We start from the raw sequence: 14,886 nt of genomic DNA, 5'->3' as shown, positions 1-14,886 counted from the left end.
ACTCGGTTGACAGGATGTCGCCGAGCCATATTCATCAACAAGGGGGTATTATGGTTGCAGTTCGTGGTTCTCACTTATCAAATCCGCAAGATTTTGTGATCGAACAATGGTGTTCGAGCCTTAAACTTCTAACTTCAACTGAAAAATCCCTAATTAATGCCTGGTATTATGCTCAAGCTAAGATGGCTGAACACGCAGCTCAAATGAAAAATGCAATTCTTACGTTGCAATCCGGCGTGGAGATGGTGGAAATCCTGCATGAAATGAATATGGACAGTGAAAGTTTGCTCACTGCGATGCTATTTCCATTAGTGGCCAACCAACTCGTCGATTGGGAACAAATTCAAGAAGATTTCGGTCCAAAAATCACTAAACTACTCAAAGGCGTAGAAGAGATGGATAATATTCGTCAGCTCAACGCCAGTCATTCTGCTAATGCCTCTCAAGTAGATAATATGCGCCGAATGCTCCTTGCGATGGTAGATGATTTTCGTTGCGTGATAATCAAACTTGCTGAACGTATTACCTTTCTTCGTAATGCAGAAAATCATGTTTACGAAGAAGAAAAAGTGTTAGCAGCGAAAGAATGTTCCAATATTTATGCCCCGTTGGCAAATCGTTTAGGTATCGGTCAATTAAAATGGGAGCTTGAAGATTACTGCTTCCGTTATTTACATCCAGAACAATATCGAAATATTGCTCAATTATTGCACGAGCGTCGTTTAGACCGTGAGCAATATATTGCTGATTTTGTAACAGAATTAACCGGTTATTTAAAAGAAAATATCGAGCAGGTTGAGGTTTACGGTCGTCCAAAACATATTTATAGTATTTGGCGAAAAATGCAAAAGAAACATTTGGAATTCAGTGGTTTATATGATGTAAGAGCGGTCAGAATTATCGTGCAAAAATTGCAGGATTGTTATACCGCGCTTGGTATCGTGCACACTCATTTCAAACATTTACCAAAAGAATTTGATGACTATGTCGCCAATCCAAAACCGAATGGCTATCAATCTATTCATACCGTCGTATTAGGTAAAGGCGGCAAGCCGATTGAAGTGCAAATTCGTACTCAACAAATGCATGATGATGCGGAACTTGGGGTTGCAGCACACTGGAAATACAAAGAGGGAACGACAGGTAGTCTTTCTGCTTATGAAGAAAAAATCACTTGGTTGCGTAAATTACTTGCATGGCAAGATGATATTACAGATTCTGGCGAAGTGATGGCCGAATTGCGTAGCCAAGTGTTTGATGATCGAGTCTATGTGTTTACGCCAAAAGGTGAAGTGGTTGATTTACCCGCTGGATCAACCCCTCTCGATTTTGCTTATGCGATCCACAGTGAAATTGGTCATCGTTGTATTGGGGCGAAAGTTGGGGGGCGTATCGTGCCATTCACTTATCACCTACAGATGGGTGAGCAAGTGGATATCATCACACAGAAAAATCCAAATCCAAGCCGAGATTGGGTGAATCCAAACTTAGGTTTTACCCATACGTCAAAAGCACGTGCGAAAATTCAAGCCTGGTTCAAAAAACAAGATCGCGATAAAAATGTTCCAGCGGGTAAAGAGCTGTTAGATAATGAACTTGCTCGTTTGAATATCAGCTTAAAACAAGTAGAACAGCTTGCTTTACCACGTTATAACTTAAAAAATCTAGAAGATTTATATGCGGGTATAGGTAGTGGAGATATTCGTTTAAATCAGTTGATGAACTTCTTACAAAGTCGGCTGATTAAAGTGACGGCAGAAGAGGCTGATCAAGAGATTCTTCGTCATGTTGCGAGCAAAAGCGCGAATACCGCACAACAAAAGGCACAACAGAAAGCAGAACAACAACAGAATAAAAGTTATGTAATTGTTGAAGGTGTAGGCAATTTGATGCATCACATGGCGCGTTGTTGTCAACCTATTCCAGGTGATGCAATTACAGGCTATATTACTGTGGGGCGAGGGATCTCTATTCATCGTAGCGATTGTGAACAATTCCTTGAATTACAAGTCGTTCATCCTGAACGTGTAGTGGATGCTATTTGGGGAGATAATTATGCAGCAGGTTTTCATATTAATATTCGTATTATAGCGAGTGATCGCAATGGTTTATTACGTGATATTACCACTGTATTGGCGAATGAAAAAGTCAGTGTGCTAGGTGTTTCAAGTCGTGCCGATACAAAAAAACAAGTAGCAACGATGGATATGGAAATTGAACTGAAAAATGTCGAAAGTTTAAGTAAAATACTGGCCAGATTAGCGAAGTTAGACGACGTTATCGAAGCAAAACGTTTATAGATTGCAACATAGGAACTTTTATGTATAAAACCACGGGATTAACCCATTTAATTAACTCTACAAAATATTCCTTACAAGGTTTAAAGAGTGCATTCAAAAATGAAACTGCATTTCGCCACGAATGTTTTCTTGCGTGCATTCTGATTCCGCTCGCATTTTTGTTAGGTGACACTAAAATTGAAATCGCGCTGATGATTTCATCGGTTTTACTCGTGATGGCAGTGGAGCTGTTAAATAGTGCAGTTGAAGCGGTGGTGGATCGTATCGGTACAGAACGCCACGAGCTTTCAGGAAGAGCGAAAGACCAAGGCTCAGCAGCGGTATTCATTGCGCTTTGCATCGTTGCCGTTATTTGGGGAAGTATTTTATTTTTCTAAAGTGCGGTCAATTTTCAGTAACAATTTCGGCTTATGTGTTTTACATAAGCCGTTTTTGTATAATGTACACAAACATTTATATATCTCAGCGGTATTGGATATAAGTAGGTATTTATGACAACAGTTTCATCTTTCGGTGCATTAGTTGCGCTTATTGTGGCCATTTTTCTTATTTTGAAAAAAGTCTCACCAGTCTATGGCATGTTGACGGGGGCCTTGATAGGCGGACTAATTGGAGGCGCAGATTTATCCGAAACGGTGAACTTAATGATCGGTGGGGCAAAGGGCATTACGACAGCCGTTATGCGAATTTTAGCGGCGGGCGTACTAGCAGGTGTACTCATTGAATCGGGGGCGGCCAGCACGATTGCCGAAACTATTACACATAAACTTGGTGAAGCAAGAGCGTTATTGGCCTTAGCTTTAGCAACACTGATTTTAACCGCTGTAGGTGTGTTTATTGATGTGGCTGTTATTACCGTTTCCCCGATTGCGCTCGCGTTAGCTCGTCGCACCAATTTATCAAAATCAGCTGTTTTATTAGCGATGATTGGTGGGGGGAAAGCTGGAAACTTGATGTCACCGAATCCCAATGCCATTGCTGCTGCAGATACCTTTCATCTGCCTTTAACGTCGGTAATGGTAGCGGGGATTATCCCCGGGATCTTTGGGTTAGCCTTAACCTATTTCTTAGCGAAACGTTTAAAAAATAAAGGCTCTTTTGTATCCGAACAAGAGAGCGTTGCCGTTGATACTCAAAATTTACCCTCATTTTTGACCGCACTTGTAGCGCCATTAGTGGCCATCTTATTACTGGCGCTACGTCCATTGGCGGACATTAAAGTCGATCCTCTCATTGCATTACCACTAGGTGGTTTAATTGGTGCGTTATGTATGGGAAAACTTCGCCACGCAAATAGCTATGCGATTAGTGGCTTAGGAAAAATGGCACCTGTGGCGATTATGTTGCTCGGTACCGGTGCTTTATCGGGCATTATTGGTAACTCGGGTATGAAAGATGTGCTAATCGAGGGCTTAAAACACTCTGGTTTGCCTCCTTATATTCTCGCCCCGATTTCTGGTGTATTGATGTCTCTTGCGACTTCGTCAACGACGGCAGGCACGGCAGTCGCATCCAATGTATTCAGCTCAACATTATTAGAACTGGGTGTAAGCAGCCTTGCGGCCGCCGCCATGATCCATGCGGGAGCGATTGTATTCGACAATATGCCACACGGTTCTTTCTTCCATGCGACTGGCGGCAGTGTGAATATGAATATGAAAGAACGCTTAAAACTGATTCCTTATGAAAGCGCGATTGGTTTGATTATGACGGTCGTTTCTACGCTCATTTTCGGAGTGTTTTATTGATGTCAGGAGAGTGTATGAAAATTGTGATTGCGCCTGATTCATTTAAAGAAAGTTTAACCGCGCTCGAAGTGGCAAATGCAATTGAAACGGGCTTTAAACGAATTTTCCCGAATGCCGAATATGTGAAATTACCGATGGCAGATGGAGGTGAGGGAACCGTGCAATCCTTAGTGGATGCCACTCAAGGTCGCCTGATTGAAACAGAAGTCACTGCACCGTTAGGCAATCAAGTAAAAAGCTTTTTCGGTTTATCGGGTGATGGTAAAACAGCGATTATCGAAATGGCGGCCGCATCGGGATTGCATCTTGTCCCGATAGATAAACGAAATCCTTGTCAAACCACCAGTTTTGGTACGGGTGAGCTAATTAAGCAAGCCCTTGATCTTGGCGTACAGCATATCATTTTAGGAATTGGCGGGAGTGCTACAAATGATGGTGGCGCGGGTATGTTGCAAGCGTTAGGCTTACGTTTATTGGATAAAAATGGTCAATCCATTGGCTTTGGTGGTGCAGCGTTATCCAATCTTGCTGAAATCCAAATGACTGATTTAGATCCTCGATTGCAACATGTGGAAATTGAAGTAGCTTGTGACGTGAATAATCCACTTTGTGGTGAACGAGGTGCCTCTGCGATTTTTGGTCCACAAAAAGGTGCGACGCCTGATATGGTGAAAGAACTCGATGCTGCATTAGCCCATTTTGCTAAAATTGCCGAGCGGGATTGTGGTAAACAAATTCAAGAACAACCAGGCGCGGGGGCGGCAGGTGGTATGGGCGGTGGTTTATTGCTTTTACCCAATGTGCAGCTCAAAGCCGGTGTGCAGATTGTCTTGGATAATTTGAAACTTGCTGAGCAAGTTAAAGAGGCTGATTTAGTCATTACCGGTGAAGGCCGTATGGATGCACAAAGTATTTTAGGTAAGACCCCAATTGGTGTGGCACGCACAGCAAAACAATTTAATAAGCCAGTCATCGCGATCGTAGGTTGTTTACGTGAGGATTATGAAGTGGTGTATGAACATGGCATTGATGCGGTGTTCCCAATTATCCGTAATCTGGATGATTTACCGACAATTCTCAAACAGGGCGAGCAGAATTTAATCTCAACAGCTCAAAATGTGGCGAGATTGTTGTCATTGAAATAAGCTTTTCATACTAAAGTGCGATCAAAAATAACAATAAATTTGACCGCACTTTTTGATCTTATCCTCTCGGATGAAATCTTTCATGAAGGTGTTTCAAGCGTTCTTTAGCCACATGAGTATAGATTTGCGTAGTGGAGAGATCGCTGTGTCCGAGGAGCATTTGCACAACACGGAGATCTGCACCGTGGTTCACTAAATGCGTCGCAAAGGCATGACGGAGAACATGTGGTGAAAGGGCATCTGTATCGATTTCCGCTAACACCGCATAATGTTTTATACGATGCCAAAAGGTTTGGCGAGTCATTTGCTGAGCTCGTTGACTTGGAAAGACCACATCAGAGCTTTGTCCATTAAGCAAAATAGGACGACCGTAAAGCACGAATTGTCGCACCCAAAATGCGGCTTCTTCTCCCATTGGCACAATGCGTTCTTTGTTACCTTTACCAATCACTCGCACGACACCTTGTTGCAGGTTCATATTCTCAATAGTGAGCGTGACCAATTCCGTGACACGTAATCCTGTGGCGTACAGCAATTCCAACATGGCTTTATCGCGTAACTCGAGCGGAATTTCTACATCTGGCGTATTTAATAAATCTGTGACTTGTTGCTCGGTTAAATACTTAGGCAAACGGCTTGGTAGTTTAGGCGAACTCAGTACGGCACTTGGATCATCCGTACGATATTTCTCACGATATAAATATTGAAACAATTTTCGCATCGCACTCAACATTCGTGCAGTACTGGTAGCTTTGTAACCTTGCTCTAAACGGCTGCCTAGAAATTGTTGCAGATCTAATGGTTCAAGGGTTTCGAGGGATAAATTTTGTTTATCTAACCAATCACAAAGTGCGGTCAAATCGAGACGATAAGACTGCACAGTGTTTTCGGACAACCCTTTTTCGATCCAATATTCATTTAAGAATAAATCGACTAGCGTGAGATTATTCATGTTTACACTCTATGTACCAAAAAGGCTTTCACGCCACGCGGAGTGATAAATAAACCAATGAATGCAAAAGCAGCCATTAAGCTGAAAGCATAAACTGGAGAAATTGGATAAAGTACGCCAGAAAGTGCAGTGAAAATAGCAATGGCTGCACATCCCGCTAAAGCATTGTATAAACCTTGTAATTTTGCAATATGGTTTTGTGGTTGAGTCGTGATATAACGCACTGTTGCGTAATGCCCCGCCACATAAGTGAGGCTGTGAAAACATTGCAATAGAACGATTTCAACAAAGGTGTCGGCATAACCGAAAGCAAGCCAACGTACGATAGCAGCGATGCCAGTGAGATAGAAAAGGGCCGTAATGCTCCAATTTTTGAATAATCGGGTGGAGAAGAAAAAGACGACAATTTCTACTAATACGCTAATTCCCCAAAATAAGCCCGCATCGGAAACAGAATGACCGTGGCTTGTCCAGAAGATAGTGCTGTATGAGTAATAAGCGGCATGTGATCCTTGAATCAGTGCAATAGCGATAAATAAACGAAGTGTCGTTTTATTTTTGAGTAAGCCTAAAAATCCAACAGAATTTTCGACCGCACTTTGTGGCTCATCTTGTGGCATTGGATTGGGATGAAGTAATTGCACAATGCTATAGAAAATAAGGATTCCCGTAATCATCCATGTGATGTATTGCTCACCAATCATCCCCGCTAAATACCCAAACACCATCACACCAACAACAAATGCAAAGGAGCCAATTAAGCGTACTTTGCCGTAATCTAAATGAATTTGTTGTTGCCACGTGCTAGCGAGGCTATCACCAATCGGCATGCCAGCCGCATTCACCATGGAATACAAGGCAAGTCCAATAAATAATAACCAAAAATTATGCGACATGAGCCCGATTAACGCCATGGTGACAGCGCTGGCAACAGCTAAGTAACGTAAGCCATTCACTAAAAGAGAAACGCGTTTTATCAAGCCAGAAAATAAAATACTGCCACTAAAACGGAAAATATAACCACAGGCCAGCAATAAACCGATGCTTTCTTCACTATAAGATTGTGTTTTCAACCACGCAGGGAAAAGGGGAAGAAACACACCGTAGGCACAATAGTAACCAAAAAAGCTCAGGGTGAGCCAAGTAAAAGGACGAACTTGCATTAGAATAATTTTTCCATTTCTTGTGAGCGTGCCACGCAGGCTTGCATCGCTTGTTTAATGATGTCGTTAAATTGATGTTGATTGAACACATTTAATGCGGCTGCGGTGGTACCGCCTTTTGAGGTGACATTTTCTCGTAAAGTGGAAAGGGCAGTTTGAGGATTTTCAATCACCAACTTCGCCGAGCCTAACATGGCTTGTTGTACCAACTCACGAGCTTGCTTTTCATCTAAGCCCATTTCTATTAAGCCTTGTTGCATAGCCTCTAAAAATTGGAAGAAGTAAGCAGGGCTACTACCAGATGCGGCAGTGACTGCATGCATTTGATCTTCATTCTCCACCCAAGTGGTTTGTCCGACCGCAGAAAGCAAATCTTCCGCAAAAGTGCGGTCAGTTTCAGGCGTGTTTTTATCGGCAAATAAGCCAGCCATTCCTTCACCTACTAATGCAGGCGTGTTTGGCATGACACGAACAATGGATTTTGCTGTTGGGATGAATTCGGCTAATCGGATGGTCGAAATCCCCGCAGCAATAGAAATGATTAATTTGTTAGAAAAATCAACCGCACTTAATGGCTTGCAAACATCAGCGAGGACTTGTGGCTTAACCGCAAATAAGACTACTTGAGATTGTGTGATGGATTGCTCGTTGTCAGTCGAAACGGAAATGCCATATTGAGCAAAAAAAGCACGTTTTTCTTCATTAGGATCATTAACGATAATTTTATCGGCTGGATAACCTTGTTTTAATAGGCCTAACACAATGGCTTGTGCCATATTGCCACCGCCGATGAAGGCAATTAATTTCTGTTGCATCATTTTTTCCCGTGAGTTTATGGGCTACAATGCTGTGTATTTTACCCTATTATGAAGGAAGTGTTACGATGTGGTTTAAAAATTTAATGACATATAGGCTGACTAAGCCTCTAGATTGGGATCTTAATGAATTGCAACGCCAGTTGTCAGATTGTGAATTTCATCCTTGTGGCTCACAAGATCAAAGCAAATTCGGTTGGACGAATCCCTTGAAAGGCAGCGAATTATTGCATTTTTCTGTCGGTAAACACATTTTATTGGTTGCGAAAAAAGAAGAGAAAATGTTGCCGGCGAATGTGGTGAAACGTGAATTAGATGAACGCATTGAAAGCCTTGAGCAAAAAGAAAACCGTAAATTGAAGAAAACGGAAAAACAAACGTTAAAAGATGATGTGGTGATGAATTTATTGCCGCGTGCGTTCAGTAAAAATCAGCAAACTGCCGTGTGGATTGATACCGAAAATAACCTTGTTCATGTTGATGCGGCATCCAGTAAACGTGCAGAAGATGCCTTAGCATTATTACGTAAATCACTTGGTTCGTTACCGGTTGTGCCGTTGGCTTTTGCGAATGAACCTTCGACCATTTTAACGGATTGGATTGTGCAGGAAAAAATTCCGCATTGGTTGGTGGCGTTAGAAGAGGCTGAACTGCGTGGAAGCCAAGAAGACAGTGTGATCCGTTGTAAGAAACAGCCTTTGGAAAATGAGGAGATCTTAGCGCTTTTACAAGATGGCAAAAAAGTGGTGAGCAAGCTCGCATTGGAATGGGAAGATACGCTGACTTTTGTATTTAATGAAGATTGCACGCTCAAACGTTTAAAATTTGCTGATGCGGTGCGTGAGAAAAATGCCGATATTTTAAAAGAAGACTATGCGCAACGCTTTGATGCTGATTTTGTATTAATGACAGGTATTTTATCTAAACTGACCGAAAATTTACTCGATGAATTCGGTGGCGAGAAAGTCAGATTAGGTTAGTTTAATCATAAAATAAAAAAGGCGAACATCATGTTCGCCTTTTGTTTGTTTAAAAGTGCGGTCAAATTTCCGCACGTTTTTAATTAGTGTGTACTCGTACTGGTTGTCGTACGGTTTGCACGTTTACGATCGTTTTCCGTTAAGAGTTTTTTACGGATACGGATCGATTCAGGTGTGACTTCCACTAACTCGTCGTCATCGATAAATTCGATGGCTTGTTCAAGGGATAATTTCACCGGTGTAGTTAAGACGATGGCATCATCTTTACCTGACGCACGCATATTGGTGAGTTTTTTACCTTGTAAACAGTTTACGGTTAAGTCGTTTGTGCGGCTGTGAATACCGATGATTTGACCTTCGTAAACTTCTACGTTGGCTTCGATCAGTAATTTGCCACGCTCTTGTAAACCAAATAGCGCATAAGCTAATGCTTTACCGGTTGCGTTAGAAATTAATACACCGTTTTTACGTTGACCGATTTCACCTGGTTTGATGTCATCGTAGTGATCGAAACTAGAGTAAAGTAAACCGGTACCTGATGTCATGGTCATGAATTCACCGCGGAAACCGATTAAGCCACGGCTTGGGATGATGTATTCTAAACGTACACGACCTTTGCCATCCGGCATCATGTCACGAACTTCACCTTTACGAATACCTAATGCTTCCATAACAGAACCTTGATGTTGTTCTTCTACGTCGATAGTTACTTGCTCATAAGGCTCTTGTTTTTTGCCGTTGATTTCACGGTAGATTACTTTAGGACGAGAAACCGCAAGCTCGTAACCTTCGCGACGCATATTTTCAATTAATACAGAAAGGTGTAATTCGCCACGACCAGAAACACGGAATTCATCTGGATTTGGTGTTTCTTCTACACGTAATGCCACGTTGTGAACTAATTCTTTGTTTAAACGTTCAAGAATTTGACGAGAAGTCACGTATTTACCTTCTTGACCCGCAAACGGTGAAGTATTTACACAGAAGAACATGGTTACGGTTGGTTCATCAACGGTTAATGAAGGTAAGGCTTCAACCGCATTGATATCACAAAGGGTGTCAGAAATATTTAATTCACCTAAACCGGTAATCGCAATGATGTCGCCCGCATAAGCAACATCTTCTTCATAACGTTGTAAACCAAGGTGACCTAATACTTGACCGACACGGCCTTGACGAGTTTTACCTTCGCCATCAATGATCGTTACAGGTTGATTTGGTTTGATTGATCCACGTTTGATACGGCCGATACCGATAACACCCACATAGCTGTTATAGTCTAATTGGGAAATTTGCATTTGGAATGGGGCATCAAGTTCCACTTTTGGCGGTTCAACGTGTTGAACAATCGCTTCAAATAATGGGGTCATGTCTTCCGCTAAATCTTCGTGTTCAAGACCAGCTACACCATTTAATGCTGAAGCATAGATAATAGGGAAGTCTAATTGCTCATCGGTTGCACCAAGGTTAACGAATAAATCGAAAACTTGATCCACCACCCAATCAGGACGTGCACCAGGACGGTCAACTTTGTTGATAACTACGATTGGTTTTAAACCGTGAGCAAAGGCTTTTTGTGTCACGAAACGCGTTTGTGGCATTGGACCGTCAAAAGCATCTACCACTAAAAGTACAGAATCCACCATAGAAAGTACACGTTCTACTTCACCACCGAAGTCGGCGTGTCCTGGGGTATCTACGATGTTAATGCGATAACCATTCCAGTTAATTGCGGTATTTTTTGCAAGAATGGTAATACCACGTTCTTTTTCAAGATCGTTTGAGTCCATTACGCGTTCATCAACATCACCACGAGTTGATTCAAATGTACCAGATTGTTGAAGGAGTTTGTCAACGAGGGTGGTTTTACCATGGTCAACGTGAGCGATAATTGCGATATTACGCAATTTATTAATATCAATGTCGTTTTTCATTTATTACGTTCTTAAAGTTTAAGTTTTGTAGGGTGGAATTTTAATGCCACCGAATAGTCCAAGTAGTTTGAATTAGTGAGTAAACTCACTCTACGAGAATCTCGAAAGGGCAAAAATTATACACGATATTTCGCTGCTCTGCTATGCCAGGACATAAAATAAATCTTATGAAAAAAGCAAGCGATTGCGTTATAATGCTCTTTTAATTTTATTAAAGATTATACACATAGCAAAATAGAGGACTCCTTATGCCAAATGCAAATGCAATTGCCAACGTATTCAAACTGATCGAAGAGAACGATATTAAGTTCGTGCTACTTCGTTTCACCGACATTAAAGGTAAAGAACACGGTGTTTCCATCCCGGTTAGCCTTGTCGATGAAGATATGTTTGAAGATGGCAAAATGTTCGATGGCTCTTCTGTTGAAGGTTGGAAAACCATTAACAAAGCCGATATGCTTTTAATGCCAATTGCTGAAACTGCAGTAGTCGATCCATTTGCGCAGATCCCAACACTTTCAATTCGTTGTAGCGTTTACGAGCCAACAACCATGCAAAGCTATGATCGTGATCCGCGTTCAATCGCTATTCGTGCGGAAAACTATATGCGTTCAACAGGTGTTGCAGATCAGGCATTCTTTGGTCCAGAACCTGAGTTCTTCTTATTTGATGATGTGCGTTTTGATGTATCAATGAATCGTGCTTCTTTCGCCATTGATGACATTGAAGCCGCTTGGAACACCAATAAAAAATATGAAGGCGGTAACAATGCTTATCGTCCATTGAAGAAAGGTGGTTATTGTGCGGTGGCACCAATTGATACAGCTCATGATATTCGTTCTGAAATGTGTTTAATTTTAGAAGAAATGGGCTTAGTCATCGAAGCTCATCACCATGAAGTGGCAACAGCAGGTCAAAACGAAATTGCAACGAAATTCAATAGCTTAACCTTAAAAGCAGATGAAACACAAATCTATAAATATGTGGTGCAAAACGTTGCATTAGAACATGGTAAAACCGCTTGCTTTATGCCGAAACCAATTACGGGTGATAATGGTTCAGGCATGCACTGTAATATGTCATTAAGCAAAGATGGCAAAAACATTTTCCAAGGTGATAAGTATGCAGGCCTTTCTGAAACCGCGCTTTATTACATCGGCGGTATCATTAAGCATGCTAAAGCATTAAATGCGTTTACCAACCCAAGTACTAACTCATACAAACGTTTAGTACCTGGTTTTGAAGCACCAGTATTATTGGCTTACTCGGCAAGTAACCGTTCTGCGTCAATTCGTATTCCAGCAGTAACTAGTCCGAAAGCAATCCGTATTGAAGCGCGTTTCCCAGATCCAATGGCAAACCCATATCTGGCTTTCGCTGCATTATTAATGGCAGGTCTTGATGGCGTGGTGAACAAAATTCATCCAGGTGATGCAATGGATAAAAATCTTTATGATCTTCCACCAGAAGAATTAAAAGATATTCCAGCAGTCGCGAGCTCGCTAGAAGAAGCGTTGAATTCATTAGAAAAAGACTATGAGTTCTTAACGCAAGGTGGTGTGTTTACGAAAGATTTTATCGAAGCATTTATTAATATTAAACGTAAAGAAGTAGAACGTTTAAATATGACACCACATCCGGTTGAGTTTGAGATGTATTATGCCTAGTGCACGTATAATTAACTGATTCTATTTATAAAAGGTATTATCAAATTTTGATGATACCTTTTTATTTTATTATTAACATAAATGAAGTATAAAATGGAGTAGAGATTAGTTCCCTTGTTAGAGTAGGGGAATTTAGGTAAAATGAGGTAGTCTATAACATATCGAAGTACTTAAAGGAATTGATGATGGCTAATGTTTATTCGCAAAAAATAAATGAAACTGATGAGGTTGACTTAATTGAATTAATAAGAACCTTATGGAAGAAAAAACTATGGATTATTTTGTCTGCTTTCGTTTTTACTATCATCGCAGCAGGCTATGCCTTTACAGCTAAAGAGCAATGGACATCTACAGCTATTGTTGCTGCTCCCCGCTCAACTGATTTAGGAAGTCTTTTGCCTGTGCGTGCAGAATATGCTCGTATTGTGGGTGATAGTGAATTTTCAACTGGTAAATTATCAAATTCTCTTTATGAACAATTTAAACATTTTCTTTTATCAAGCGATTTAAAAAGAGAGTTTTTGTCACAATCGACTTTAGTTAAAGATTACACTAAAGAAATGACAGATGAACAAAGAGATAATTACATTGAGACTGCAATTTCAAACTATCTCGTAGTTCATGAAGTTGATCCAAAGAAGAAGGATTTGACTGAATTAGATAAAATTGGATTAAAGCTTACTTTTTCAGCTGAAACGCCTAAATTAGCTCAATCAGTATTGATTGATTATATTAATTTTGTGAATAAATATGTCTTAAATCAAACTAATAAAGAATTTAAGCTAGGGTTTAATTTACGCTTAGATGCTTTAAAGTTTACTAAATTGCAAATTGAAGAAAGCTTAACTGAGGCTAAAAAGGTTCAAATAGAGAATTTAACTAATGCGTTGAATATAGCTAAAAAGGCAGGTATTACAGACTTTTCTAAAGCAAATACAAATAGTTTATCGGTGCCTGAATATATGTTAGGTGAGGGACGTTTAAATATCTCTGACTCTAAATTAGCTGATGGAACCTACCTATTTATGTTGGGAGAGAAATATTTACAGGCACAATTGGATATTGCTAAAAATAGTCCTATTGTTTACCCAACAAACTATTACAGCACAGAAAGACAGCTTGCTAAATTAACACAGTTAGCACCACAATTAGAATCTGTTCAAGAGGTAAAATCGTATTATTATTTAAGTTCGCCGGATTATCCTGTAAAACGAGATTGGCCAAAGCGTCTAATTCTAATTGTTGCAGGTGGTTTTTTGGGAAGTGTTTTAGCATCTTTATATGTATTGATTAGTGCTTTTATTTTATCAAGAGCAAAAAATAAAAATTAAAGTATAATATTGAGAAATAAAATGAAATATTTAAGTAAAAGAGAAATTCAGCTAAAAGAGTTAGATATTCTTCATAAATTTGTAGAAATATGTAAAGAATATAATTTGAAATATTATTTATCTGGCGGGACATTATTGGGAGCAATTAGACATAAAGGCTTTATCCCTTGGGATGATGATATAGATGTAGCTATGCCTAGAAATGATTATGTGAAATTAGTTGAGATTAGTAAAAGTTTAAATGATGACAAATATGAGTTTTTGTTTTTTAGTGATTCGGGTTGTCAATTCCCTTATGGAAAATTAATAAATAAGGATATATTTGTAGAATCTCAATTTATTGATGGCGAAATGTCAAAGCACTTATGGGTTGATATTATGCCTATGGATGGATTACCGGAAGATAATATTTTAGTTGAAAAGATTTATAAGAAAGCTAAAAGATATAGAACAATAATTAAATTATGTGATGCAAAGCTTGGGGAGGGAAATAGTATTTTAAAAAAATATGCTAAATATATATTAAAGCCTATATCTATATTATATGGAAAAGAAAGGGCTATTAAGAATCTGAATAAATTATCAATGATTTATGATTATGAGTCATCAAAATATATAGGAGCAGTTTCTTTTGGTTTATATGGCGTTTCGGAAAGAATGCTAAAATCAGAAGTTGAAAATTCTGCTTTGGTGGAGTTTGAAGGACGTGAGTTCTATACTTTTGGTTGTTGGGATTCTTATCTTAAAAGTTTATATGGTGATTATATGAGTTTGCCCCCAAAAGAAAAACAAATTACACATAGTATGAAAGTTTGGTTTAATGAAAATTAATTTCCTTTAATGTTTGATTA

Annotated in this window: 12 protein-coding genes; 8 read left to right on the top strand and 4 right to left on the bottom strand. The window is 39.8% G+C overall.

Going from position 1 to position 14,886, the window contains the following annotated elements; genetic code table 11:
• Positions 1–50 precede the first annotated feature (50 nt).
• The 4 genes from relA (at position 51) to ACXVWP_RS04205 (ending at position 5,193) form a co-directional block, all read left to right on the top strand.
• Complete coding sequence (relA, locus tag ACXVWP_RS04220) at positions 51–2,300, top strand: GTP diphosphokinase (protein WP_297568181.1); 2,250 nt, start codon at positions 51–53, stop codon at positions 2,298–2,300.
• A 20-nt stretch (positions 2,301–2,320) separates the two neighbouring features.
• Positions 2,321–2,677 carry a diacylglycerol kinase gene (locus tag ACXVWP_RS04215; protein WP_128786865.1) on the top strand — a complete coding sequence of 119 codons (357 nt, stop codon included), beginning with the start codon at positions 2,321–2,323 and terminating at the stop codon, positions 2,675–2,677.
• Positions 2,678–2,791: 114 nt separating this feature from the next.
• Positions 2,792–4,048 carry a GntP family permease gene (locus tag ACXVWP_RS04210; RefSeq protein WP_289902195.1) on the top strand — a complete coding sequence of 419 codons (1,257 nt, stop codon included), beginning with the start codon at positions 2,792–2,794 and terminating at the stop codon, positions 4,046–4,048.
• A 14-nt stretch (positions 4,049–4,062) separates the two neighbouring features.
• On the top strand, positions 4,063–5,193 hold the full coding sequence (locus ACXVWP_RS04205) for a glycerate kinase (protein WP_289902196.1): 1,131 nt from the start codon (positions 4,063–4,065) through the stop codon (positions 5,191–5,193).
• Between the two features lie 58 nt (positions 5,194–5,251).
• Here ACXVWP_RS04205 and xerD read toward each other — a convergent pair whose 3' ends face one another.
• From xerD to proC, 3 genes are read right to left on the bottom strand one after another with little or no spacing between them, the layout of a single operon-like run.
• Positions 5,252–6,145, bottom strand: coding sequence for a site-specific tyrosine recombinase XerD (xerD, locus tag ACXVWP_RS04200; protein WP_049357954.1), 894 nt, complete (start codon positions 6,143–6,145; stop codon positions 5,252–5,254).
• A gap of 2 nt (positions 6,146–6,147) precedes the next feature.
• Positions 6,148–7,308 carry a 3-phenylpropionate MFS transporter gene (locus ACXVWP_RS04195; RefSeq protein WP_289902197.1) on the bottom strand — a complete coding sequence of 387 codons (1,161 nt, stop codon included), beginning with the start codon at positions 7,306–7,308 and terminating at the stop codon, positions 6,148–6,150.
• The gene (gene proC, locus ACXVWP_RS04190; protein WP_289902241.1) at positions 7,308–8,123 is read right to left on the bottom strand and encodes a pyrroline-5-carboxylate reductase; all 816 of its coding nucleotides are present in this window, start codon (positions 8,121–8,123) and stop codon (positions 7,308–7,310) included. Before proC ends, ACXVWP_RS04195 begins: the two co-directional genes overlap by 1 nt.
• 68 nt (positions 8,124–8,191) lie before the next feature.
• On the opposite strand from proC, the gene rdgC reads away from it, so the two are divergent.
• Positions 8,192–9,103 carry a recombination-associated protein RdgC gene (gene rdgC, locus ACXVWP_RS04185; RefSeq protein WP_289902198.1) on the top strand — a complete coding sequence of 304 codons (912 nt, stop codon included), beginning with the start codon at positions 8,192–8,194 and terminating at the stop codon, positions 9,101–9,103.
• A gap of 83 nt (positions 9,104–9,186) precedes the next feature.
• Here rdgC and typA read toward each other — a convergent pair whose 3' ends face one another.
• The gene (typA, locus tag ACXVWP_RS04180; protein ID WP_289902199.1) at positions 9,187–11,037 is read right to left on the bottom strand and encodes a translational GTPase TypA; all 1,851 of its coding nucleotides are present in this window, start codon (positions 11,035–11,037) and stop codon (positions 9,187–9,189) included.
• 248 nt (positions 11,038–11,285) lie between these two features.
• Between typA and glnA the strand changes: the two genes are divergently transcribed.
• The 3 genes from glnA (at position 11,286) to ACXVWP_RS04165 (ending at position 14,866) form a co-directional block, all read left to right on the top strand.
• Positions 11,286–12,704 (top strand): glutamate--ammonia ligase, encoded by a 1,419-nt coding sequence (gene glnA / locus ACXVWP_RS04175; RefSeq protein WP_005695276.1) that lies wholly within the window; start codon positions 11,286–11,288, stop codon positions 12,702–12,704.
• Between the two features lie 185 nt (positions 12,705–12,889).
• Positions 12,890–14,035, top strand: a complete 1,146-nt coding sequence (locus ACXVWP_RS04170) for an LPS O-antigen chain length determinant protein WzzB (protein ID WP_297568171.1) — start codon at positions 12,890–12,892, stop codon at positions 14,033–14,035.
• A 21-nt stretch (positions 14,036–14,056) separates the two neighbouring features.
• Entirely contained in the window at positions 14,057–14,866 is an 810-nt protein-coding gene (locus tag ACXVWP_RS04165) for a LicD family protein (protein WP_297568169.1), read from the top strand.
• The last annotated feature ends 20 nt before the right edge of the window (positions 14,867–14,886 follow it).

It is taken from the genome of Haemophilus sp. SZY H56, from assembly GCF_054332415.1.
This window is presented reverse-complemented; position numbering and strand designations above follow the sequence as displayed.